The sequence below is a fragment of the Desulfacinum hydrothermale DSM 13146 genome, assembly GCF_900176285.1.
GTDB classification, from domain to species: Bacteria; Desulfobacterota; Syntrophobacteria; order Syntrophobacterales; family DSM-9756; genus Desulfacinum; species Desulfacinum hydrothermale.
Map to the genome: position 1 here is coordinate 231841 of NZ_FWXF01000002.1, position 24244 is coordinate 256084.

Consider the following 24244-nt stretch of genomic DNA (forward strand, 5'->3'; position numbering starts at 1 on the left):
AAGGAAACGGAAGGGCGACCGCCGTCTGCCGGCAGCGTCCCCATCCCATCGGTCTTGGCGGCCCTCGCCGGCGGCTTCGATCAGGATCCGCGGGACACCACGTCCGCCAACTGGAAGATGGGCATGTACATGGCCACCAGCAACCCGCCGATGGTCACGCCCAAAAAGACGATGAGCATGGGTTCCAGAAGGGAGGTGAGCGCCTCCACGGTGGCGTCCACTTCCTCGTCGTAGAAATCCGCCACCTTGCCCAGCATGGCGTCCAAGGCCCCCGTGGCTTCCCCCACCGAGACCATGTGGATCACCATGGGCGGGAAGATCCCCGAATCTTGCAACGGTTCGGCCAGGGTCTTTCCTTCCGACACCGCCTGTTGGGCATCCCGAATGGCCCGCTCGATGACGGAATTACCCGCCGTGGCCGCCACCAGATCCATGCTTTCCAGGATGGGCACGCCGCTTCCCAGCATGGTGCCCAAGGTGCGGGTGACGCGGGCCAGAGCCACCTTCTTGATCAGCAGGCCGAAGACGGGAAGGCGCAACGCCATCCGATCCGTGATGTTCCGACCTGCCTTGGTCTTTCGAAACCTGGAAAAGAGAAAGGCCAATAAGATCCCGCCCAGGATCATCCAATGGAAGTAGTTCTTGGTGAAGTCGCTCAAGCTGATGACCGCCTGGGTCATGGCCGGAAGCGCCGCGCCGGCGTCCCGGAAAAGACCGGCGAAGACGGGAATGACGTAGATGAGGATCACGGCGATGACAATCACGGCGATGGAGACCACGATGGCCGGATAGGTCATGGCCCCTTTGACCTTCTTTTTCAGGGCGGCCACCTTTTCCAAATAGGCAGCCAGGCGCGTCAGGGTCACGTCCAGGATGCCGCCCGCTTCCCCGGCCGCCACCAGGTTGACGAACAACTGATCGAAGACCTTGGGGTGCTTTCGCAGCGACTCGGAAAAGGTGGCCCCCTCCTCCACATCCTTCTTGATCTGTTTCAACACCCTTCGAAAGGCCCTGTTTTCCGTCTGGTCCCGCAGGATCTCCAGGCATTGGATGATGGGAAGGCCCGCATCGATCATGGTGGAAAACTGCCGGGTGAAGAGGACCAGGTCCTTTTCTTTCACCTTCTCCTGGAGCGCCGGGATGTATTCCAGCAGATCCTTGGGCCGGGGCTTGAGGGACTTGATGGTGACCCCTTGGCGTTCCAGGATCTGGCGGGCGATGGTGATGTTGTCCGCATCCAATTCTCCCTTCACCTTCAGGCCTTTTCGGTTGACGCCTTTCCAGATGAATTCGGGCATGAGCTTCTCCCTAGTCCTTAACGGTTGAGCGGATGACCTCCTCCACGGAGGTGATGCCTTCCTTGAGTTTGTTGATGCCGCTCATGCGCAGGGTCAGCATGCCCTGCCGAATGGCCTCTTCCTTGATCTCTGAAGCGGAGGCACCCACCAGCACCAGATCCCGGATGGGGTCCGTCATGGGCATCACCTCGTAAAGGGCGATACGGCCCCGGTAGCCCGTATTGCTGCAGGCCATGCAGCCCCGGCCCCGGTAACACTTGAAGGTGCCCACCTCCTGTTCGGGCACCCCCAGATCCAACAGGGCTTCCGGCCGAACCTCTTCCTCCACCTTGCATTCCGGACATACCTTTCGAGCCAGGCGCTGGGCCAAGATCAGGTTCACGGCCGAAGCCACCAGAAAGGGCTCCACCCCCATGTTGAGCAGCCGGTTCACCGTGCTGGGGGCGTCGTTGGTGTGCAGGGTACTCAACACCAGATGGCCCGTGAGGGCCGCCTTGATGGCCACCTCCGCCGTTTCAAAGTCACGGATCTCGCCCACCATGATGATATCCGGGTCCTGACGCAGGAAGGACCGGAGCGCCGCGGCAAAATTGAGGCCGATGGATTCATGGACCTGCACCTGGTTGATGCCCGGCAGACTGAACTCCACGGGATCCTCCGCCGTGGAGATATTGTGGCTGACCTGGTTCAGTTCGGACAGGGCGCTGTAGAGCGTGGTGGTCTTGCCGCTTCCCGTCGGGCCGGTGACCAGTACCATGCCGTAAGGCCGGTAGATGGCCTCCCGGAAGGCGTCCAGCTGCTTGGGCTCGAAGCCCAGTTTGGTCATGTCCAGCTGCAGATTCGATTTGTCCAGAAGACGCAGCACCACCTTCTCACCGAAAAGGGTGGGCAGAACGGAAACCCGAAACTCCATCTCCCCGCCCTTGGCTCTCAGCTTGATGCGTCCGTCCTGGGGAAGGCGCCTTTCGGCAATGTCCAGACGGCTCATGATCTTGAGCCGGGAAATGATGGCGTTTCGCAGCTGGAACGGGGGGTTCATCACCTCGTAGAGCACCCCATCGATACGGTACCGCACCCGCATCTTTTTTTCATAACACTCCACGTGGATGTCACTGGCCTTCTTGCGGATGGCATCCAGCAGGATCAGGTTGACCAGCTTCACCACGGGGGCCTCGCCGGCGGCATTTTCCAGGTTGGCCAGGTCGATTTCGTCGGACGACTCGACCAGGTCCACGTCCCCCGTTTCCTCCTGGATCATGCCCATGACTTCTTCCAGGCTTTCCTGGGAGCCGGCGTTGAGATGCTCAAGGGTCTGCTGGATCAATCCTTCCGGAGCCACATGCACCCGGACGTTCTTTTGGGTGATGAAGCGCACGTCATCGATAACGAAGAGGTTGCCCGGATCGGGCGTGGCCAGGTGCAAGGTGTTGCCCACCAGTGCCAGGGGAACCACCTGGTACTTCTGGATCACCTGGAGGGGGAGCAGCTCCAGGACCTTTTTGGGTATTTCTTTGGCGGCGGGGTTGACCACCGGAACCCGAAACTGCTTGGCCAGGAATTCCGCCAGGATTTTTTCATCGATCAGCCCTTTTCGGATGAGGACGGCCCCCAGCCTTTCGCCGCTGCGGGCCTGTTCCCGCAGTGCTTCTTCCAGATCCTCCGAGCTGATAAGGCCCGCATTCACCAGTAACTGGCCGATCTTATTTCGCAAAGATGTAGCCCGGCTCTTCGCCGAATCCTTTATGGTCGACATAGACGCCCCGTTTCCAGTGCGCATCCGTAGGATTTCCCCCAGGGACGACACCAGGTCCCTTTAAGAAAATCGCCACATCCACAAAAAACTTTAACCTTCCGCCCGATTTTTTTCAGCCGTCCGCCCGGGGCCAACGGCCCCGTCCCCCATTCCATGAGCGCTCAGAGGGATTTTGACCGACTTCCGACGGCGGATCTTTTCCCCTTTCAAAGCGCTTGACATCGCCCGTTTCGTGAGTAGTATTACCGCGATTTTCACTGGAGAACCTAGAAAGAAATGGGAGGTGGTCATCATGGTTTGCCAAACGATGAAGGCGGGTGCCGACTGCGCCTTCATGACGAAGTCCGGATGTGGGTACAATGGGGGACAGTGTCACCAGGTCGTAGAGCAGTGTGAAGGGTGCGCACGGATCGTGGAATTCCCCGCAGGCCGATTCTGCTCGAGCTATCCCAATCCAAGCATCAAGTGGAAGACGGGGCATTGCAACTTTGCCACGCATGTGAAGGCCCCGGTCTCGACCGCTCAGGCGAAGATCAACCCGCTCAAGGCATCCAAGCGAGCCACGAAGCGCAAGTAGCCGGTCCGGTTCATGCCGAGCACGACAGGGTGAGAGCCTCCCTCATTGGACCCCCATGAGAAGAGCTCTCACTTTTTTTTGTTTCCACACTTTCCTCTCCACTGCAAGCCCGCTCCCTCCTCCATCCTTTCCCAACGCCGACCGCTTCCACGCAATCCCATTGACTTCCCGGGCCGGCGTCGATATGTGAGTAGAACCGTTTTGGGAAAGGGTTTGTCTTTTTCAAACACAGTTTTACGTGACACACAAAGGGAAGGACGGCGTGGGACGGAACAAAATCTTGACAGGCAATGAGGCGGCGGCTTTGGCCGCCAAGCTGTGTCGGGTCCAGGTGGTGGCCGCCTATCCCATCACCCCCCAGTCCAAGATTCCCGAAGTTCTTTCGGAATACGTGGAACGGGGCGAGCTGGACGCTGAATTTGTGCGGGTGGAAAGCGAACACAGCGCCATGGGGGTGTGCATCTCGGCGTCCCTGGTGGGGGCCCGCGCTTTCACGGCCACGGCATCCAACGGCCTGGCCTATATGCATGAACAGCTCCATTGGGCGGCGGGAGCACGGGTTCCCATTGTGATGCCGGTGAGCAACCGGGGCTTGGGAGCTCCGTGGACCATCCTGAACGACATGCAGGACACCATGAGCCAGCGGGACACGGGCTGGATCCAGCTCTATTGCATGGACAACCAGGAAGTTCTGGACCAGATCCTGCTAGCCTACAAGGTGGCTGAGCGGGTTCTGGTGCCCGTCATGGTCTGTTTCGACGGATTTCGACTGTCCCACACCATGATGCCCGTGGAGATCCCGGACCAGGACCAGGTGGACGCCTATCTTCCTCCCCTGCAAGCTCCTTATCATTTGGATCCGGAGAATCCTGTGAACATCAACCCGGTGGTCCTCACGGACCCGCTGCCGGGTCCCGACGGCCGGCCCCATCCCGGCTACATGGGCTTTCGCCAGCGGCTTCAGGAGGCCCTGGAATCCAGCCTCCAGGTGATCCTGGAAGAAGGTCGGCTTTTCAAGGAGCACTTCGGAAGAAGCTACGAAGATCCCCTCTACCGCTACCGCACGGAAGACGCCCGGCTGATCTTCGTCACCATGGGTTCACTGTCCAGCGAAGCCACGGAGGCCGTGGACATCCTGCGCGAAGAAGGGGTGGCGGCGGGAGTCATCGGCATTCGGGTGTTTCGACCTTTCCCCAAGAAGGCCCTGAGGGAGGCCCTGGCCGGCAAGGAAACCATGGCCGTGGTGGAAAAGGCGGTGAGTTACGGTTATGAAGGAGCGTTGGCGTCGGAAGTGAAAGCGGCCTTGTATGGCCTCAACGGCGCCCAGCCTCTGGCGGCCAACTTCATCCTGGGACTGGGGGGCAAGGACGTGAAACCCGCCGATGTGTGCGAAGCGGCCCGAAGGGCCCTGGCCTTTTCCGGCCCGGATGAGGTTCCGGACCGTCCCATTTGGTTGTCCAACGAGGTTTGACACATCCAGGCCCCACATCCAAAGAACAACGCCGGCGGCGGACGTCCAGGACGCCGCGCTCTCACCCACATAAAGGATGGACGCATGGCAACGGCAATCATGGATCTCCCCGAAAAAGAATACATCCTACCAGGAACGCGCACATGCGCCGGCTGCGGCTTGCCCATCGCTTACCGCCACATCCTGAAGGCCCTGGGCCCCAAGACCGTGGTCACCCTGCCGGCCTGCTGCCTGACCATTTTGCACGGCATGTACCCCAAGACGCCGGTGGCGGTCAATTCGGTCAACAATACCTTCGCCAGTACGGCCGCTTCCGCTTCCGGGCTCGTGGCGGGCCTCAAGGTCACCGGCCGAGAAGACTACACGGTGCTGGCCATGGCCGGGGACGGCGGCACCTTCGACATGGGCATCCAGGCCCTGAGCGGCGCCGCGGAGCGCCAGACCCACTTCATCTATGTCTGTTACGACAACGAAGCCTATATGAACACCGGGGTTCAGCGTTCCAGCGCCACCCCGGCCGGAGCCGTCACCACCACCACGCCGGTGCGCCCCAAGGAGCAGCCCAAAAAGGACTTCATCCAGATCATGGAAGCGCACCACCCGGCCTATCTGGCCACCACCTGTTCTTCCTACCCGGCCGATCTGTACAACAAGTTTGTGAAGGCCAAGGAGATTCGAGGCACCCGTTTCATCCATCTGGCGGTTCCCTGCCCGGCTGGATGGGGATTTCCCACGCGTCAAACGGTGAAGATGGGACGTCTGGCGGTGGAAACGGCCGTGGTGGTCCTCTACGAGGTGGAAGACGGCCGGTTTCGGCTCACGGGAAAGAGTCTGAACATGGCCAAGACGGGGCGGAAGCGGCCGGTGAGTGAATACGTGGCGGGGCAGGCCCGGTTCAAGAAGATGACGCCGGAACAGGTGGAAGCCTTCCAGCAGTGGGTCGATCAACGCTGGGAACGGCTGCTGGAGCGGGCGGGCATCTGAGCTTGGCGCCCGCGCACACAGGGTGCCAAGCCCCGAGGGGACGATCAGGGAACCATTGGCCAGAAGCCCTCGGAAGGCGGTATTAAGAAGACGATAGGGGCGGAAGGGCTTCCGCCCCCACGTCTTCCGCGCTCTCCAGGGATCCAGTCCCGATCGATCAGATCCAGCGCACCAGGACACTTCCCCAGGTAAAGCCCGCGCCGAAGGCCGACATGACCAGATAGTCGCCCTTTTTCAGCGCGTCTTTTTCCACCACCGCCTCATAGAGACACAGGGGGATGGTGGCGGCTGTGGTGTTGGCGTACCGATCGATATTGACCACCACCCGGTCCATGGCCAGTCCCATGCGCTGGGCGCACGCCTCGATGATGCGAAGGTTCGCCTGGTGGGGGATGAACAGCGTCACGTCCTTTCCCTCCAGGCCGTTCTTTTCCAGGATCCTGACGGAAACATCGGCCATTCCCGTCACGGCGAACTTGAAGACGCGTTTTCCCTCCTGGTACACGTAGTGCTCCCGCGCCTCCACCGTTTCAAGGCTGGCGGGCTTCCGACTCCCCCCCGCCTTCATGTGCAGGTACGGCTCCCCGCTTCCATCCACACGCTGGATGAAGTCCAGAACGCCGTAATCTTCTTCCTGGCAAGGCTCCAGAAGGACGGCCCCCGCGGCGTCACCGAACAGCACACAGGTGTTTCGATCCGTGTAGTCGATGATGGTGCTCATGACATCCGCACCAATCACCAGGACCTTGTCGTAACGGCCGGATTCGATCATCTGGGCCCCGGTGGTGAGCGAAAAGACAAAGCCGGAGCAGCCGGCGGACAGGTCGAATCCCCAGGCCTTTTCCGCCCCGAGGCCCTGTTGCACCAGACATGCGGTGGACGGGAAGAACATGTCCGGCGTGACCGTTCCCACAATGATGGCGTCCACCTCCGAGGCTGCGACACCCGCCCGGTCCAGGCATTCCTGAGCGGCCCGGATGGCCATGTAGGAGCAGCCCCGACCCGGTTCCAGGACCCTGCGTTCCCGGATCCCCGTCCGGGTTCGGATCCATTCGTCGGTGGTGTCCACCATCTTTTCCAAATCCTCATTGGTCAGCCTCCGTTCCGGAAGAAAACGCCCCACGGAACGGATCCTGGCTCGTCGTGGTTTCATCTCCATCGTCCTTTCACGCAAAGTGCCGTGGCGGGGCGCCGCGACACCAAAGGATGATGGCCCAGGTCCTTCCTCCGAAAACCGGGGCCATCGGGGGAGCAGCGTTCGAGCGGCAGCACCTCAAGCCGCACCACGTCTTTCACATGACGCCCTTGTACCATCCTCCGTCGATCTGAATGCTGGCCCCCGTGATATAGCCCGCCCTTTCGGACGCCAGGAAGGTCACCAGGGCGGCGAATTCCTCGGGGGTTCCCAAGCGCCCCATGGGAATGGTCGACTGCCATCGGGCGATGACTTCCTCGGGGGTGGTTCCCTCCTTTTCGGCCGTGACGGCGGCCAGGCTTCGCACCCGTTCCGTCAGGGTGTAGCCGGGACACACGTTGTTCACCGTGATGTTGTAGGGAGCCAATTCGTTGGAAAGCGTCTTGGCCAGCCCCACCACGCCGGATCGCACCGTGTTGGACAAGATGAGGCCGTCAATGGGCTGCTTGACGGAAATGGAAGTCATGTTGATGATGCGGCCCCACTTCTTTTCCATCATGACAGGGACCGCTTCACGGGTCATCCGGATGGTGCTCATGAGGTTCAAACGGATGCCCTGGAACCACATCTCGTCGTCCACCTCCAGAAAGGTTCGCGATGGCGGCCCGCCGGCGTTGTTCACCAGGATGTCCACCGTGCCGAAGTGTTCCAGACCCTTGCGAATGAAGCCCTTGGCCTCTTCGGCCTGGGTCACGTCCGCCGGAACCCCGATGATCTCGGCTCCCGTGGCCTCACGAATCTCTTCCACCGCCTTGGGCAGTTCCGGATCGTCCAGGCCGCAGATGGCCACCCGGGCGCCTTCCCGGCACAGCTCCATGGCAACGGCCTTGCCCAGACCCTGACTGGCCCCAGCCACAAACGCCACCTTACCCCTAAGTCCCAAATCCATAGATGCACTCCTTGTTGTCCTTTGAGTTGGAATTGGATGCCCCGTCGGCGGGCCATTGGTACAGACGCGCCATCTGCTCCGTGTATCCACCCGCCGCCTCGTAGATATGGAAGGGAGCCGTCACAAGCACCTCCGGTCCACTCCCCTTTCGGCATTCCATGTACACAAGGCGCGCCGACTCGCCCGGACGGGAATGGATCAGGGTGAGCCTTTTGGGGCGGAAACCCTGCCCAACGGCGGCCACCATGAGATCGTCCAGACGCGCAGCGGGGTAGATGAGGGCAAATCGCCCCCCCTCGCGCAGGAGATGGAACGCGCCGCGGAAGAAATCGTCCAAGCTTCCCATCAGTTCATGGCGGGCCACCGCCTTCTGCCGATTGGGATTGATGCGCCCGGAGTGCGCCCGCCGGTAAGGCGGATTGGAAAGCACCACATCCGCCGTTCCTTCCGGCAGCCGGTCCGGCACCTTCCGCACATCCATGGTGTGGATGACCACCCGCCCGCTCAAGCCGTTGAGCTCCGCGTTGGCCCTTGCCAGCTCGGCCAGCTCCGGTTGCACCTCGACCCCTTCCCAGGTCCTTCCCTTGCCCTGAACCGCCACAACGAGCAAGACCACACCACAGCCCGTTCCCAGCTCCACAACGTGTTCATGGGGCTGGATGGACGTGAGTCCGGCCAAGAGGACCGCATCGATGGAAAAACGGTATCCATCCCGGGGCTGACACAGCGTCAATCGCCCGTTGAACAGGCTGTCCCGGGTGGTGCTTTCCCTGTCGGGCCCCATGACGGCCTACTCCACGACCTCACCGGGATCGATGGGATGGATCAGCAAACCGCTTCCCACCTTGGGATAAAAGTAGGTCGCTTTGTGGGGCATGGTGCATCCGCTGCTCGCCACAGCCCGGACCTGTTCCATGCGGGTGGGGTTGAGGATAAAGGCCAAAGCCACCCGGCCGTTTCGCACCTCGTCCAGCGCCGCTTGCGCGTCGTGGCTGAAGCGGATGTTTCGAGGATCGTGGAGGACGTCTTCCCCCAAGGCCAGGTGCCCGCGCAGCAGCAGGTGATCCACCACCATCACGTCCAGGTCCTGGAGCACTTGCGGAAAACCTTTCCGTGCCAGGAAATCCCGCAGCGCCCCGGGGACCCCTTGAAGGAGATAACACTTGGCGTGTCCCTGCACAGCCAGCCCCACGGCCGGCTCCTTGCGCGCCGCCGCTTCCGCCAGCGCCTGGCGCCACCGGCCGATCCCCGCATCCGTGAGCTCGTAGCTGCGGACCTGAAAATAGGGTTCCACCGACTCCAGCAACCGGTCCCCGCAAGCCGGGTCCACGCGGAGCAGCAACCGGTGGGTGGGCAGGATGGTCAGGCCCGGATCGTCCATGGAAGAGAGGTAAACCATCACATAGTTGAAAGGGGCCTGGGAGGAAGCGTTCGGATGCCGAGCCCGCATCCAGTCCCGATAGGCCAGGGCGGTTTCGTAGCGATGGTGGCCGTCGGCGATGAAGATCTCCTTGTCCCTCAGGAAATCCTTGACCTTCCGCACCCGATCCAGGTCCGTCATTCTGAAAAGCCGATGGGTCATGCCCTGCCGGTCCGAAAAGGAAGCACAGAAATCCCGGTGCGCCTCGGAACCCACGATCTCGTCCAACCGCCCTTCCGGGTCCCCGTACAGGACAAAGATGGAACTGAGCTGGGCGCTGCACACCTTCATGAGTCCAAGGCGTTCGTCTTTCACGTCCTGGAAGGTCTTTTCGTGGGGGCGCACACAACCACCACCGAGCTCCTCCAGCCTCAAGAGGGCGAAAAAGCCCTTTCGGGTTCTCTTCTCCCCCCCCACCTGGTAGTCCAGTTCGTAGGGATAGAGGCAGGGCTCGGAATCCCGGATCAGCACTCCGCGTTCCCGCCAATCCCTCAAATAGGCGGCCGCCCGGGAATGGGCGTTTTCACGTTCGTTGTCGCCGGGAAGGGCCTCCCCCAGATCCAGTCGGATCATATTGAAAGGGTGCTGTTCATGAAAGCGCTTCTGCTCTTCCCGATCGATCACATCGTAGGGCGGAATGATCACCTGTCCCAGATCGGGCACGAGGCGGGTGTTATAACGCAATGCGCGAAACGGAGCGATATCGGCCATGGAGGCAAGATCCTTTGACGTGCGTTCGAGATGGGAAAACCCGTTTTCTTGTCACCGAATGGTACGGCCTTCTTCGGTAGGCCCACTCCCTATCATAGCTCTAGGGGCGAGGCAAGAAAGGAGCAGGCCGGGCATGGATCAGGTAGGAAAAGTCGAAGGCGGGATGCGCCAGGCGATGGTAGTCGATCACCCACCGTGCCAGATCCAACCAAGACTCACAGCCGTCCACGACCGCGCGGTCGCTGGAGGCGATCACGCAACCCCGGGCCGGAAAGTGCTGTTCCGGCACGGCCACCGCCCGGGCCCACCCCGGCACCCCCAGCTCCTTCAGGCATCGTTCGTACATCCCGGCCAGCTCCCCGCTGCGGCTCATGGGCGCATCGAAGTAGAAACGCACCTGCGCCGAAAGGAATCTTTCCAGAGTCCCACACACCAGATCCACCACCCTTTGCGTCGTGGGACCGGGGCGAAAGCGGGCGGACAGGGCGGCGATGTCCCGCAGGGCTCCGTCGTTTCCCACCACAAGAGGGCGCCTCAGTAAGGCGCTTTCCACGGTGATGTGCACGTTGTGCCCGTCCACCACCAGCAGGCGGGATCGCCAGGCGGCCCCTCGGACCTTCTTGGCTCGACGTCGCAGCGCCGCCGTCTGGGAAAAGATGCCACGCCGGAGAAGTTCGCGGCCTTCGCGGGGCAGGTTGTATCGATTGCCCACCCAGGTGATGGCCGACGACCGGGGATAGCCCTTGTTCAAAAGCAGGAAAAGATCTTCGGCCGCCTCGTGGATCACCCCGGTCTCGTCGTTCACGGGCGTCTCCCCGTTCCTTCCCATCCCGTTACGCCTTCTGCCGCTCCCCGCGGCCGGATGCCGGCTGCAGCGCGCCGGAAACTCTTGCACGGGACCAAGGGAAAGGATGCGCACCGGCCCGGCATCCCTAGCCGGCGGCGGATTCCCCACGGCAGATGACCAGGACCAGGTCCCCGGGCGGACCGCCCCACGGAGAGACCTCCCCCCGACCGGCCATCCTCACCGTTTCCCCGTCCGAAAGGCCCGGCGGAATCCGCACCACCAGCCGCTCCCAGCGCCCACCGGCTCGGTAGCGGATTTCCCTTTCGCCCCCTTCCCGTCGTTCCTTTTCCGTGAGAGGGACCTTCACCACCACGGACGGGCCCTTTCGGCCCGCCGAGCGTTTTCCCCGGTCGGTCTCCACCGGAAAGGCGCTTCCGAAAGGCCCTCCCCCGCCCCCACGGGCAAAAGACCGTGCAAACACGGCCAAGAAGGGGTCCAAAGGGTGGCTCCGGGACCTGGTCACCCTCTTTCCGGAATCCACCGGGTCTGAAGCGCCCGCCTTCCTTCCCACTCGGACGGGAACGCTTCGACCGGCACTCCGGTCGTAATCCTTCTTCCGATCCGGGTCTCCCAGCACCCGGTAGGCTTCATTGATTTCCTTGAGCCTCTCTTCGGATTCCGGGCTCCCCTCGTTTCGGTCCGGATGGTGTCGGCGGGCAAGCCGTCGATAGGCCCGTCGTATGTCGTCTCCGGAGGCGCTTGGAGGGAGCCCGAGGATGCGGTAATAGTCCTTGTGTTCCATCCGTGCCACCTCTGTTCCGTCGTCCGGCGCCTCAAAAAGCCACCCCTTCCCTCACCGGAGAAAAGGGGTGGTTCTGGGAACAACGCTTATATTTTAGCTCAATGGAGAGGCTGCGCCAAAGGGGCCAAGCCCCCACCCGCGTCAGGACGAGGCCTTGGACTGTTCGTACTTTCGGATCTCCTCCTCGCGCAATTCCTTTCTCAGAATCTTTCCCACCATGGTCTTGGGAAGGGACTCGCGGATCTCCACCGCCTTGGGAACCTTATAGGCGGCCAGTTTGGATTTGCAGAAGGCGATGATCTCCTCCGGAGTCACCGTCTCGCCCGGCTTGGGCACCACAAACGCCTTGACCGTCTCGCCCCGGTACGGATCGGGAACCCCCACGGTGACCGCATCCAGAACCTTGGGATGCGCATAGAGCACCTCATCGACTTCCCGCGGATAAATGTTGTATCCGCCGGCGATGATCATGTCCTTCTTGCGGTCCACGATATAGACGAAACCGTCCTCGTCCATCTTGGCGATGTCGCCCGTATAGAGCCAGCCGTCCCGAAGGGTCTGAGCCGTTTCCTCGGGCATGTTCCAGTAGCCCTTCATGACCTGCGGGCCTTTGACGGCCAATTCTCCCACCTCGCCCACGGGCACCTGGCTCACCCCATCCTCCAAGCTGATGATGCGACAATCCGTATCGGGAACCGGCACGCCGATGGAGCCCGGCTTGCGCAACGCGCCGATGGGGTTCACATGGGTCACCGGGCTCGCCTCCGAAAGACCGTAGCCTTCGATGATCAACCCGCCCGTGATTTCTTCAAATTTTTTGAGAATCTCCAGCGGCATGGGAGCCGACCCGGTGATGCAGAATCGGATGGAAGACAGATCGAATTCCTTGATCTTGGGATGGTTGACGATGGCCACGTAGATGGTGGGCACCCCGGGAAACAGGGTGGGCTTGGTCTTATGGAGGGTTTTCAGCAAGGAGTCGATTTCGAAACGTGGCAGCAAGATGATGGTGGCCCCGGTGTAGAGGGGCTGATTCATGGCCACAGTCATTCCGAACACATGGAAGAACGGCAGAATCCCCACCACCTTTTCCTTGCCCCACTGCAACTCCGGGTTCCAGCCGCAAATCTGGATCACATTGGCCAGGATGTTGGCGTGGGAGAGCATCACGCCCTTGGACACACCCGTGGTTCCCCCGGTGTATTGCAGGAGGGCGAGATCTTCCAGTGTGGCCGGACAAGGTGTTGTGGAAGGAGCACTTTGGCGCAGGAGCCGGGTGAAAGAGAAGACCCGACGGTCGTCGTAGGGCACCGCCGTAAAGAGCTTGTCCTTGCGGGCCTTCAAGGGATAGAGCCATTTGAGCGGGAAGGGCAGGCATTCCCGCAGGCTCGTCGCGACGATCTTTTGCACCCGGGTGGCCGCCGCGGCCCGATCCACCTTGGGATAGAGATGATCCAGGGTGAAAACCACTTGGACCCCGGCATCGTTCCACTGGTGCTCCATCTCCCGCTCCACGTACATGGGGTTGGTCATCACCGCCACGGCCCCAACCTGCAACGTGGCGTAATAGGCCACGATGGTCTGCGGGCAGTTGGGAAGCATGATGCCGACCCGATCCCCCTTCTGTACCCCCAAATCTCGGAGGGCGGTGGCCATGCGCTGGATCTGATCCCACAGCGCCTTATAGGTCAGAGTCGCTCCCATAAAGTAGGTGGCCACATTGCGGGGATACTTGGCGACGGTCTGTTCCAATAGCACCGGAAGCGGCTTATCCGGGTAGTCCAATTGGTGGGGCACTTTCGGGTTGTAATGGCGGTACCACAGGCGATCCATCCTTCCCTCCTTTGCGATAGGCCAGAGTCGCAGGTTCATGCACCTTCGACTCACTATGTGGAGATCAACCCCTCTCTACAAGAAAAAGCCGATCACGGCGTGCCGTGACGACCAAGGGATGCAAGCAGCGATGGATGCGGGAGCGACACGGGCGAATGGAGCGGGAACGGGAAGGGGACGGAAAGGAGCTTGATGAATCGCTGGGGCTTCGCCGTCGTGTCCCGAATGTTTCAGGCTTCGGTGGGTCAGAGGGCGGCGTGGGCGCCGCCCTCCCCTCCCCAGCCGGGGAGGGTATGGAAAACGTTACTTCAGGCGGTCTTGCGGCGCCGGCAGCCCTTAGCAGGTGCTTTTCATCTTGCGGACCTCTTCCGTGAAGGCCGGGACGAACTTGAAGAGATCCTCCACCACGCCGTAGTCGGCCTTGGTGAAGATGGGAGCCTCCGGATCCTTGTTCACGGCCACGATATACTTGGACGAGCCCATGCCCGCCAGGTGCTGGATGGCCCCCGAAATGCCCACGGCGATGTAGAGGTTCGGGTTCACCACCTTGCCGGTCTGGCCCACCTGATCGGAATGGGGGCGCCAGCCGGCGTCCACCGCAGCGCGGGACGCACCCACCGCGGCTCCCAGTTCCGTAGCCAGCTCTTCCAGGATGGAGAAGTTTTCCGAAGCCTTCATGCCGCGGCCGCCGGAAACAATGATTTCCGCTTCGGTCAGTTCCACCTTGCCGGAGGTATCCAGCTCCAGACCCGTGGCCCGGGATCGTGCCTCGGGGATCTCCACGGCCACCGCTTCCACCTCGGCCTCCCGGGTGGCGTCCGCATCGCGGCAATCCATCACGTTGGGCCGGCACGAAATCATGGGCAGAGCGTCCTCGGCCCATTCACACCAGGCCAGGCACTTTCCGGCAAAGATGGGACGCTTGGCCTTGAGCGCTCCGTCCTCACACACCACCTCCGTGCAATCCTGCGCCAGACCCGCTTCCAGACGAGCGGCCAGACGGGCGCTCAGATCCTTGCCGTCCACCGAAGCGGCCAGCAGTACGGCCGCCGGGTCGGCCTGTTCGATGATGGAGGCGATCACGGGCACGTAGGTCTCCGCCACGTAGCTTTCCAGGGCCGGGTCATCGGCCACGAAGACCTTGTCCACCCCGTAGAAGCCCAGTTGAGACGCCTTGTCCGTCACACCGGAACCCACCGCGATCCCATACAGGCTCACTCCCAAAGCATCGGCAATCTTTCGGCCCTCGCTGGCCACCTCATAAGAGACTCGGCGGAAATCCCCGCCGCGGAATTCGGCAACTACAAAGACACAATCGGCCATTTTCACTCTCCTTGTTCTTTGCGCGTCTTCGGATCCCACCCGCAAAAGGCGTCCGCTTAGATGACTTTGGCTTCCTCATGCAGCGCACGAACCAACTCCGCCGCCTTGCCTTCCGTATCCAGTCCGTCGTCGATAATGCGACCGGCCTGTCGTTCCGGAGGCATTTCCAGGGACACAATGCGGATCTTGGCGGCCTCTTCGCCGCACTCGGCAGGATCCAGGCCCAAGTCGGCCAGGGTCTTCACTTCCAGAGGCTTCTTCTTGGCCTTCATGATGCCGGGAAGCGACGCATAGCGGGGGTTCCACACGGCGTGGGACCCGCCCATGGTGACCAGGGCCGGCAACTCGGCTTCCAGGGTCACCTTGCCGCCCTCGATGGGACGCTCGATGGTCACGGTGGAGCCATCTGAATCCAAAGCCACGGCCAGGCCCAAATGGGGCCATTCCAACCATTCCGCCACCATGGGGCCGCGCTGCGCCTGGTCGTAGTCCACGGCGCGGGAACCGCACAACACAATGTCCGGTTCCAGTTCTTTAACGGCCGCCGCCAGGGCCCGGCTCACACCCAGACTGTCCGCCCCTTCCAGGGCCGGGTCATCGATCAGAACGCCCTTGTCGGCTCCCATGGCCATGGCCGTTCGGATGGATTCCACCACGCGCTGCGGGCCGTAGCTGACGATGGTCACCGTCCCGCCATGCTTTTCCTTGAGACGCAGGGCGGCTTCCACGGCAAATTCATCGTACGGGTTGATGATCCACTTGAGATCGTCTGTCACAATGGACTGTCCGTCGTCGGCGATGCGAATGACTGATTCCGTGTCGGGCGTTTGTTTGAGCAAGACAACAATGTTCACGGCATGTCCTCCTTTCCCCGTTTCACCTTAGGCCAGAGCGGTGTTCCTGTGGAAAGAGCATCCGGCCATCTCTTGGATCGGGCACACATTTTCTTCACATCCTGCTGGGATCCCGTCCGCCTGCTTTTCTACGGGCAGCACCCTACATACACGAAGGGGAAAAGAAAAGCCAAGAAAAAAATGAATGATAGTTCATTCAGATTCTTCCGGCCGCCCTTCCCCCTTCCAACGCTTGAGATAGACAAGCAAAATGGACAAGGCCGCCGGCGTCATGCCCGGAATCCGCAACGCTTGTCCCAACGAAAGGGGCCTGACGGACGAAAGCTTCTGACGCACCTCGTTGGAAAGGCCCGGGACCTGATCGTAGGAAAAGTCTTCCGGTATCCGGGTGTTTTCCAGATTCTTGAATCGCTCCGCCTCCTGCTGTTGCCGCCTCAGGTAGCCTTCGTATTTGCACTCGATCTCCACCTGCTCCCGGACCCTGTGAGAAAGCGCTGACGGCGGCGGCGCCAGGTGTTCGATGTCCTGGTAGGTGAGTTCGGGGCGCTTGAGCAGGCGATCCAGGCAAACGGCCTCATCCAACGGCGCCGAGCCGCGCCCGCTCAGATATGCATTGACCGATGGACCAGGACGAAGCCGTGTGGTCTTGAGCCGCTCCAGCTCGGCGCGGATGGCGGCGCGCCGCTCCTTGAGCTCCTTGTAGACGTCCCGGGAATGCAGGCCCAGCTCGAATCCCTTTTCCAGCAGGCGCAGATCCGCGTTGTCCTCCCGGAGCAGCAGACGGTATTCGGCCCTGGAGGTGAAGATCCGGTAGGGCTCGTTGGTTCCCCGGGTGACCAGATCATCCACCATCACAGCCATGTAGGCCTGGGATCGGTCCAGGACAAAGGGAGGACGCCCCTGGGCCTTCAACGCGGCGTTGATTCCCGCCCAGAGTCCCTGGGCGGCCGCCTCTTCGTATCCGGACGTCCCATTGATCTGTCCCGCCATGTAAAGGCCTTCCACCCGCTTGGTCTCCAGAGTGGGCTTGAGCTGGGTGGGCTGCACGAAGTCGTACTCGATGGCATAGGCGGGACGCATCACCTGGGCCTCTTCCAGGCCCGGGATGGAATGGATCAGTTCCATCTGGACTTCATAGGGCAGGGAATTGCCCGTACCACTGGCGTAGATCTCTTCCGTATCCAGCCCCTCGGGTTCCAGGATGATCTGGTGTTCCTCCTTGTGGGGAAATTTCATGACCTTGTCTTCCAGCGACGGACAATAGCGGGCCGAAACCCCTTGAATGGTTCCGTTGTAAAGGGGCGAAAGATGAATGTGGCGGCGCACCACCTGGTGGGTTCGCTGGTGGGTCCGGCCCACGTAGCACGAAACCTGCGGCAGTTCGATGCGGTCCGTAAAGAGCGAAAAGGGACTGGGATCGGGGTCTCCTTCCTGCTTGTGGAAGCGGGTAAAGTCGATGGATCTTCGGGCTATGCGCGCCGGTGTTCCGGTTTTCATGCGACCCAGTGCTAAGCCAAGGGCCTGCAGTTGGTCCGCCAGCGCAAGGGAAGGAAATTCTCCCGCCCGTCCGGCGGGGATGCGGGATCGTCCGATGTGGATGAGGCCATGGAGAAAGGTTCCGGTGGCCAAGACCACGGCGGCCCCACCATGAAAGACCCCCAGCTGGTCCACCACACCCCGCACCCTGCCACCTTCCACCACCAGCTGTTCCACCAGGGCCTGCTTGATTTCCAGGTTTTCTTCCCGCTCCAGCGCGTGCTTCATCAGGGTCCGATACCGGACCTTGTCGTTCTGGGTCCGGGTACCGCGGACCGCAGGGCCTTTCTTGGTGTTGAGCCGACGGAACTGGATGGCCGTCTTGTCGCTGATGCGGGCCATCATGCCCCCCAGGGCGTCGATCTCCTTGACCAGATGCCCCTTGCCGATCCCGCCCACCGAAGGCGAACAGGGCATGTGTGCCACAGTGTCCAGATAGATGCTGAGCAGCAGGGTTCGGCATCCCATGCGCGAAGCCGCCAAGGCGGCTTCGCATCCGGCATGGCCCGCTCCGATCACGATCACCTCATAGTGCCCGCTCATCTTGGATCGTTCCTCGATTATGGTATAAACCTCCACCAGGCAAGGCCGTCATAGCGACGGATGAACGACGCCGAAGCCAGGTGAGCGACAGGCGCGCGAAACGCCAACCACTGCCCCCTCACCCAACACGCTTTGCGTCGACTGTTCAGATGCCCCCCCCCGGAACCGTCCCCGCCCAGCCGGCGAGGACGTCCGGTGGGCAAAACGACGATTCATTGTGGGAAAGAAGCCCATGCGCAAACCCTACAGGGACTACAGCTCCTATCTGCGGAGCCTGTTCGGCTGCCGGGTGCACAAGATCACCATCGACGCGGGACTCACCTGCCCCAACCGGGACGGCACGGTGGGAACCCGGGGCTGCGCCTACTGCAACGCCAGAGGTTCCGGAACCGGTGCCGCCGCCCGGGGCATTCCCATCGCCGACCAGATCCAGAGCGCGAAATCTTATCTTGCCCGACGCTACAAGGCCAAGAAATTTCTGGCCTATTTCCAATCCTTTTCCAACACCTACGCCCCCCTGCCCAAACTCCGGGACCTCTACGGCCAGGCCCTTTCGGATCCGGACGTGGTGGGACTGACCATCGGCACCCGGCCCGATTGCGTCCCCGATCCCGTCTTGGATCATTTGCAGGAACTGTCCCGGGACCATCTGGTGTGGTTGGAATACGGTCTGCAATCCGCCCACGATAGGACCCTGGAACGCATCGGCCGAGGCCACAACGTGGCCCGGTTTTGCGACGCCGTGGAAAGAACCCGCAAGCGGGGGCTACCCATCTGCGTGCACATCATCCTGGGACTTCCCGGGGAAACGCTTGGCGACATGCTGGAGACGGCCCGCTTCCTGGCCCGCCAGGATATCCAGGGGGTCAAGATTCACCTGCTTTACGTGGTGCGGGGCACCTTGCTGCATGAATGGTATTCCCAGGGAAAATACCGGTGCCTGGAACGGGAAGAGTACGTGGAGGCGTGTGCGGCCTTCCTTTCCCGACTGCCCCCCCAGGTGATCGTGCAACGGGTCACCGGAGATCCGCACCGCCAAGAGCTGGTGGCCCCCGCCTGGGCCCTGGAAAAACAAAGAAACCTGGAGGCACTCCACCGTTACATGGATGAAAAGGGATTGTACCAGGGAAAATGCTGGAAGCCGTCTTGAACCGGACGGATCGGATCGGCCCCGCGCTCCCCGCCGACGCCGGAGCCCCGCCCGGAAACACCTTCTTCCTTTCCGGAGCCAGCCACCAGGCCTTTTGTCCACCCCGGGTGTTTTTCTTGGGGGCTTCAGCACACAGGGAGCGTGATGGTCAGGAGCAGCTCCCTTTCTCCCGTGCGCTGGAGGCGGACCAGCCCTCCGTGTTTGTGCAGGATCATCTTGGCCAGAGGAAGGTCCAGTTGGCGTGTCTCGTCCAGGCGGCTGGTAAATGGGTAAAAGAAGTGTTCGATATCGTCGTCGGACAGGTGGAGGCCGCAGGCCTTGATTTCCACAAGAACCGAGGCGGGAAGACCGTGGGTGTGGATTTGCAGCAATCCGCCTTCGGCCGGGCAATAGCTCACCAGGGCCGCGAGCAGAACCGTCAGGGACCTTTTCATCCAAGCCGGGTCCAGCATGAGCGGCGGCAGATCGGGTTGGAGTGAAACCGTGGTGCGAATCGACTTCTGAAAATGGCCGGACTCACTTTCCTTCAGCACCTCTTCGATGAGCCCGTTGATATCGCCTTTCTGCAGCGAGACCTCCACGGGCCGCAGATAGGCCAGCACCTTTTCCAGGATGCCTTCCAGGCGGGCCATTTCCTCTAAGATGATCTCGGCTTTTCGCCGGTTGGCGTCTCCTTGGGGAAGGCGGTTGAGAAGGCGCCGGGCGAAGCCTCCCGCCACGGCGATGGGATTTCGGATCTCGTGGGCCAGGCGGGCCGAAATCTCGCTGAGGGTCTTCAGTTCCTCGGTCTGGATGATCTGCTGCTGCAGCTCGTATCGCTCGCTCACATCCACCAGAAAACCGTCCACCATCTGCACTCGACCGTCGTCGCCCAGCACGGGAATGGCATGGTCCAGCACGTGCACCGCCCGGGCCTCCCGGTGCCGCACCCGGTATTCCTCCCGATACTCCCGCCCTTCATTCAGGCAGCGGTCCATGAGCGGCCAGATGCGCTCCCGGTCCTCCTCCCACACCTTTTCCTTCCAGAACCAGGTATCGCCCAAGATCTCGGGAGGACTCACGCCCAAGAGGTCCTCCACGAAATGGTTCACGTAGACTGTGCGCCCCGTCACATCCACACGGTAGACCACCAATGGCACCCGCTCCACCAGGCTCCGGTACTTCTCCTCCGATTCCCTCAGTTCCCGGGTCCGAGCCTGAACCTTTTCTTCCAGGGTGGCGGCATAGAGCTTGATCTGCTCCCGGGACATTTCCAGGGAACGCAGCATGTCGGCCAGAGCGTCGGCCAGCGTTCCCAGCTCCCCGGACGGTCTCACATCCAGCGGACGAACCTGGTGCCCCTGTCCGATCTCCCGCGCCAACTCGATCATGCGGTCGATGGGCCGGGTAAACAGATAACTGATGAGGTAGATGGCTCCGATGGAAAGCACCATGCCCACCAGCCCCAGCCCGATCATCCAGCGACGGTAGCGGGTGGTCTGCTGAAGGGTTTGCCAGCGATCCACGCCCAATTCCACCAGGGCGGCGGGGCGTCCCCCATAGTCGCGGATCACGCTGAGCAGCACGCAGAAGGGATGCCCTGCCAACATGCGGTGGATATGGGCGTTGCGCCCGGTTTGAAAGACGTTTTCATACACCGGGTCGGTTCGAAGGAAGGGCTGGTCCAAGTTGGTGGCCACGGACCGAAAGGTCAGGTGACCGTTTTCCGATCCGGCAGGCATGAGCAGCGAGATGCGTTCATCGGGCCTGAGGTGAAGATTCTGGAGGATCTCGTCGGAAAGCGCGAAGCCGATGTCCACGGTTCCCACCACGGACCCCTTCCAGGAAACGGGCGCAACACCGCGGATGCCGTACCCGGTGGCTCCCCTTTCCAGGCCGTAGACAGCCTTGCCCTGGCTCAGCGCGTCCCGGACCTGTTTGCGCGTCGCCCGCACATCGTCTCCGTATTGGTAGAGGCGATGCAGACGAAGAAACGAACGGCCCGGCGTCACCTGAAAATGGAATTGCTTGACGCCGTATTGGCGCTCCATGAAGAGATACGATTCATAGTACAGGGCGAGAAGCCGGAGTCGATCCCGTTGGGCCAGAGCCCGAGCCAGTTCGGGATTTTTGGCAAACCCCGCCGCCAGGGAGACGGCCCACCGGCTCCGCAAATCCAGTGCCTGGGAAAAGGTGTGCAGGAGGCCGTCCAGCCGTTGCTCCTCCTGCTGTCGGATCAGGGTGTTCTGGCTGAGGATGGAGATCCAGACCAGGGAGGAGGTCCCGAAGAGGGCCAGGAGAATGAAAGGAATGATCAGGCGGTATCGAAGCGGCAGCCCCTTGAGTCGTTCCAGAAAACGCCATGATCGCCGGTCTTTTTCCATGGAACCACCCACGTTTCCTGCCGCCGGCCGGCTATTCCTCGAAGACTTCTGTGATCCCGAGTTGCTCCGAAACGTCAAAGGCCCACGACTCCCGCCAGACGGCTCCCTGGCTTTTTTCGCCAAGCGGGCATGTGACCAGGAGGCGGGGCGGCACTGCCAGGGATGAGCGCTTTTCTCACAGTCCTTCGCGGCTGCGGGAGAGTCACCGGGGAGCGCCCGACCGGCTGCGGCCGGCCACTTCACCAGTCTGCGCCCACCCCCTGCCATGCAGCGGCACCCCGCGGCCGCGAAAGAGGGGCGATCGGCGCGCCCAGACCATTTTACTGCGCGCGCGCCTCCACAAATTCCAGGGCCTTTTCCAAACGCCTCAACACGGTTTCCTTGCCCAAGATGTCGATGATTTCAAAGAGACCCGGGCTGGCCGTCACTCCGGTCAGCGCCACGCGAACCGGTTGAGCGATCTTGCCCAGCTTCACGCCCATCTCCTCGGCCATCCGGCGAAACGCCTTTTCCAGTTCCTCTTCCTGGAACGGTTCCATGCCTCTCAGCGTCTCGATCAGGCTGCGCAAGGGAGCGGCCAGCTCCGGTTTCAAGAATTTGGTGGCCGCCTTGGGATCGTAGTCCACCTCTTCCACCAGGTAGAAGGCGATGGCGTCGGCCATTTCCTGAAGGGTTCGGCACCGGGGCTGCAAGGTGGTCACGGCCCGCTCCAGGTAGGCGTCGTCGTGTTCCGGATAGTTGCGCTGGGCCAGGAAGGGCTTGAGGAGACCCGCGATTTCCCCGGCTGGTTTTTCTTTGATGTAATGGGCATTCAGCCATAGGAGCTTTTCCTGATCGAACACACCGGCCGACGCCCCCACACGGTCCAAATCGAATTTTTCGATCAACTCCTGGCGGCTGAAGATCTCCTGATCCCCATAGGACCAGCCCAGTCGGGCCAGGTAGTTGACCAAGGCTTCCGGCAGATAGCCCTGGTCCTTGTAGGCCATGACGGAAGTGGCCCCATGCCGCTTGGAAAGACGGGTTCGGTCGGGCCCCAGGATCATGGGCACATGCGCAAAGCGCGGAAGCGGCGCCTCCAGGGCCTGGTAGAGAAGGATCTGGCGGGGCGTGTTGTTCACGTGATCGTCGCCGCGGATCACATAATTCACCTTCATGGACACATCGTCCACCACCACCGCGAAGTTGTAGGTGGGATATCCGTCGCTTCGCTGAAGCACCAGGTCGTCCAGTTCGGAGTTTTCAAACTCGATGGCCCCCTTGATCAGGTCGTTCAACACGGTGGTTCCCACCTGGGGGCACCGAAAGCGCACCACCCTTCCTGGACCGGGCCCCAACCCCTTGTCCCGGCATCTGCCGTCGTACTTGGGCTTCTTGCCGGCCTTCAAGGCCTCCTGGCGGCGCCGCTCCACATCCTCCGGAGAACAGTCGCAATAGTAGGCGAGTCCCTTGTCCAATAAGCGCTGCAGGTAATCCCTGTATACATCCAAGCGCTGCGTCTGGTAATAGGGCCCCTCGTCCCAGTCCATGCCGAGCCACTGCATGGCGTCCAGAATGGCTCGAATGGACTCTTCGGTGGATCTTTCGCGGTCGGTATCCTCGATGCGCAGTATGAACTTGCCGCCGTGGTGCCGGGCAAACAACCAGTTGAAAAGGGCCGTCCGGGCGCCCCCGATGTGAAGGTACCCGGTCGGACTGGGGGCAAATCGCGTGATGACCTGTTCCATCTATTTCCACTCCCCATACGTTTTGGATAGATTAAGGGTGACCTTCCAATGGTCAAAGACGTAGACAGATAACACACCGGCTGGGGAATCTCAAGGAGGCCCGGCGCCGCAAGACAACACGAACCAGGGCGACGGAAAGGAGAGGGTGTTTGGGCAAAAGAGATCGCAAGCGAAAACTGGAGACATGGGGTTGGCTGCTTTTCATGGGATCCGCTCTCTGCTTTGCAGTGGCCGGTCTTTTGGCCGGGGATCCCTGGAGCCTGTCGGGCAGCGTGCTGTTCTTCGTGGCCTGCTTCTTTTTCCTGGTTCCCCAGGTCCAAGAGCGCCCATCCATCGGCACTGAACGGGATTCGCAAAGTGCTTGACACGGCAAAGCCGATCCCTATACTCAACCATTTACTCGCGACGCCCAGGAGAAGGCATGAAGATTCGATTGGATGAAATTCCGGAGGCGGGGCGGTTCTTGCACCTTCATTGGACGCAAGAGAGTCTGGAAAAGTTGATTCCGCCCCACGATCCTTCCGGGTTGAAGCTGAAAAGGCCGCTCAACGTGGATCTGGAGATCCACCGCCGGGCGGATCACGTGGAGGTGACGGGCACTCTCACGGGAATCATTTCCCTGTTGTGCGACCGATGCCTGGAAAGCTATCATAAGGAGTTGCGGCGAAGCGTACGGATCCTCCTCTACCACGAAGAGGCCTCAGAGGCCGGTGAGGAAGAGGTGGAACTGGCCCCGGAAGATCTGGAATACGAATTCTTCGATGGGGAGACCCTGGAGATCGATCGTCTAATCGCCGAAGAGATCTTCCTGGATCTACCCTTCAGGAGCTTGTGTTCCGAAGAGTGCAAAGGCCTGTGTGCCGGGTGCGGTGCCAATCTCAACACCGAGCCGTGCACGTGTGAGGGGCGGCACGCGGATCATCCGTTTGCGCGTTTGGCAACGCTCAAGCTGAATGGGTCCTCCTGATGGCGGGGCCGGGACCGGCCGATCCCATTTGAATGCGAGGACGACCACACTGCACATTGAC

General features: G+C 61.4%; 20 protein-coding genes. 6 read left to right on the forward strand and 14 right to left on the reverse strand.

Going from position 1 to position 24244, the window contains the following annotated elements:
- Window positions 1–80 precede the first annotated feature (80 nt).
- The gene (locus B9A12_RS03500) at window positions 81–1298 is read right to left on the reverse strand and encodes a type II secretion system F family protein (RefSeq protein ID WP_084056330.1); all 1218 of its coding nucleotides are present in this window, start codon (window positions 1296–1298) and stop codon (window positions 81–83) included.
- A 10-nt stretch (window positions 1299–1308) separates the two neighbouring features.
- Window positions 1309–3051, reverse strand: a complete 1743-nt coding sequence (pilB, locus tag B9A12_RS03505; protein WP_084056332.1) for a type IV-A pilus assembly ATPase PilB — start codon at window positions 3049–3051, stop codon at window positions 1309–1311.
- A gap of 307 nt (window positions 3052–3358) precedes the next feature.
- On the opposite strand from pilB, the gene B9A12_RS17245 reads away from it, so the two are divergent.
- From B9A12_RS17245 to B9A12_RS03520, 3 genes are all read left to right on the forward strand, one after another.
- Window positions 3359–3628: a PxxKW family cysteine-rich protein gene (locus B9A12_RS17245; protein ID WP_342752480.1), complete on the forward strand. Its 270-nt coding sequence runs from the start codon at window positions 3359–3361 to the stop codon at window positions 3626–3628.
- A gap of 262 nt (window positions 3629–3890) precedes the next feature.
- Complete coding sequence (locus B9A12_RS03515; RefSeq protein WP_084056334.1) at window positions 3891–5099, forward strand: transketolase C-terminal domain-containing protein; 1209 nt, start codon at window positions 3891–3893, stop codon at window positions 5097–5099.
- 84 nt (window positions 5100–5183) lie between these two features.
- Complete coding sequence (locus B9A12_RS03520; RefSeq protein ID WP_245802334.1) at window positions 5184–6083, forward strand: thiamine pyrophosphate-dependent enzyme; 900 nt, start codon at window positions 5184–5186, stop codon at window positions 6081–6083.
- A 157-nt stretch (window positions 6084–6240) separates the two neighbouring features.
- On the opposite strand, the gene B9A12_RS03525 is transcribed toward B9A12_RS03520, so the two are convergent.
- The 10 genes from B9A12_RS03525 to mnmG all read right to left on the reverse strand — a co-directional run bounded on the left by B9A12_RS03525 (window position 6241) and on the right by mnmG (window position 17976).
- Entirely contained in the window at window positions 6241–7236 is a 996-nt protein-coding gene (locus tag B9A12_RS03525) for a beta-ketoacyl-ACP synthase III (protein WP_084056336.1), read from the reverse strand.
- 139 nt (window positions 7237–7375) lie between these two features.
- A complete protein-coding gene (locus B9A12_RS03530; protein WP_084056338.1) occupies window positions 7376–8167 on the reverse strand; it encodes an SDR family oxidoreductase in 792 nt (263 codons plus the stop codon).
- A complete protein-coding gene (locus B9A12_RS03535) occupies window positions 8151–8951 on the reverse strand; it encodes a tRNA1(Val) (adenine(37)-N6)-methyltransferase (protein ID WP_084056340.1) in 801 nt (266 codons plus the stop codon). The genes B9A12_RS03530 and B9A12_RS03535 overlap by 17 nt, the downstream gene beginning before the upstream one ends.
- 6 nt (window positions 8952–8957) lie before the next feature.
- Complete coding sequence (locus B9A12_RS03540) at window positions 8958–10298, reverse strand: DUF1015 domain-containing protein (RefSeq protein WP_084056342.1); 1341 nt, start codon at window positions 10296–10298, stop codon at window positions 8958–8960.
- Window positions 10299–10398: 100 nt separating this feature from the next.
- Window positions 10399–11103 (reverse strand): DUF434 domain-containing protein, encoded by a 705-nt coding sequence (locus B9A12_RS03545; RefSeq protein ID WP_170920316.1) that lies wholly within the window; start codon window positions 11101–11103, stop codon window positions 10399–10401.
- Between the two features lie 127 nt (window positions 11104–11230).
- Window positions 11231–11887 (reverse strand): DnaJ domain-containing protein, encoded by a 657-nt coding sequence (locus B9A12_RS03550; protein WP_084056346.1) that lies wholly within the window; start codon window positions 11885–11887, stop codon window positions 11231–11233.
- 141 nt (window positions 11888–12028) lie between these two features.
- Window positions 12029–13720 (reverse strand): long-chain-fatty-acid--CoA ligase, encoded by a 1692-nt coding sequence (locus B9A12_RS03555; protein WP_084056348.1) that lies wholly within the window; start codon window positions 13718–13720, stop codon window positions 12029–12031.
- Window positions 13721–14056: 336 nt separating this feature from the next.
- Window positions 14057–15043, reverse strand: a complete 987-nt coding sequence (locus B9A12_RS03560) for an electron transfer flavoprotein subunit alpha/FixB family protein (RefSeq protein ID WP_084056350.1) — start codon at window positions 15041–15043, stop codon at window positions 14057–14059.
- A 56-nt stretch (window positions 15044–15099) separates the two neighbouring features.
- Window positions 15100–15897: an electron transfer flavoprotein subunit beta/FixA family protein gene (locus B9A12_RS03565; RefSeq protein ID WP_084056352.1), complete on the reverse strand. Its 798-nt coding sequence runs from the start codon at window positions 15895–15897 to the stop codon at window positions 15100–15102.
- 192 nt (window positions 15898–16089) lie between these two features.
- Window positions 16090–17976 carry a tRNA uridine-5-carboxymethylaminomethyl(34) synthesis enzyme MnmG gene (gene mnmG / locus B9A12_RS03570; RefSeq protein ID WP_084056354.1) on the reverse strand — a complete coding sequence of 629 codons (1887 nt, stop codon included), beginning with the start codon at window positions 17974–17976 and terminating at the stop codon, window positions 16090–16092.
- 232 nt (window positions 17977–18208) lie between these two features.
- Here mnmG and mnmL point away from each other — a divergent pair, with 232 nt between their 5' ends.
- Window positions 18209–19126, forward strand: a complete 918-nt coding sequence (gene mnmL / locus B9A12_RS03575; RefSeq protein ID WP_084056356.1) for a tRNA modification radical SAM protein MnmL/YtqA — start codon at window positions 18209–18211, stop codon at window positions 19124–19126.
- A gap of 125 nt (window positions 19127–19251) precedes the next feature.
- Here mnmL and B9A12_RS03580 read toward each other — a convergent pair whose 3' ends face one another.
- Together B9A12_RS03580 and gltX are read right to left on the reverse strand one after the other, a co-directional pair.
- Window positions 19252–21489 (reverse strand): cache domain-containing protein, encoded by a 2238-nt coding sequence (locus B9A12_RS03580; protein WP_170920318.1) that lies wholly within the window; start codon window positions 21487–21489, stop codon window positions 19252–19254.
- A 320-nt stretch (window positions 21490–21809) separates the two neighbouring features.
- Window positions 21810–23216, reverse strand: a complete 1407-nt coding sequence (gltX, locus tag B9A12_RS03585; RefSeq protein ID WP_084056360.1) for a glutamate--tRNA ligase — start codon at window positions 23214–23216, stop codon at window positions 21810–21812.
- Between the two features lie 149 nt (window positions 23217–23365).
- On the opposite strand from gltX, the gene B9A12_RS03590 reads away from it, so the two are divergent.
- Together B9A12_RS03590 and B9A12_RS03595 are read left to right on the forward strand one after the other, a co-directional pair.
- Window positions 23366–23581 (forward strand): hypothetical protein, encoded by a 216-nt coding sequence (locus tag B9A12_RS03590; protein ID WP_084056362.1) that lies wholly within the window; start codon window positions 23366–23368, stop codon window positions 23579–23581.
- Window positions 23582–23637: 56 nt separating this feature from the next.
- The gene (locus tag B9A12_RS03595) at window positions 23638–24183 is read left to right on the forward strand and encodes a YceD family protein (protein WP_084056363.1); all 546 of its coding nucleotides are present in this window, start codon (window positions 23638–23640) and stop codon (window positions 24181–24183) included.
- Window positions 24184–24244 lie beyond the last annotated feature (61 nt).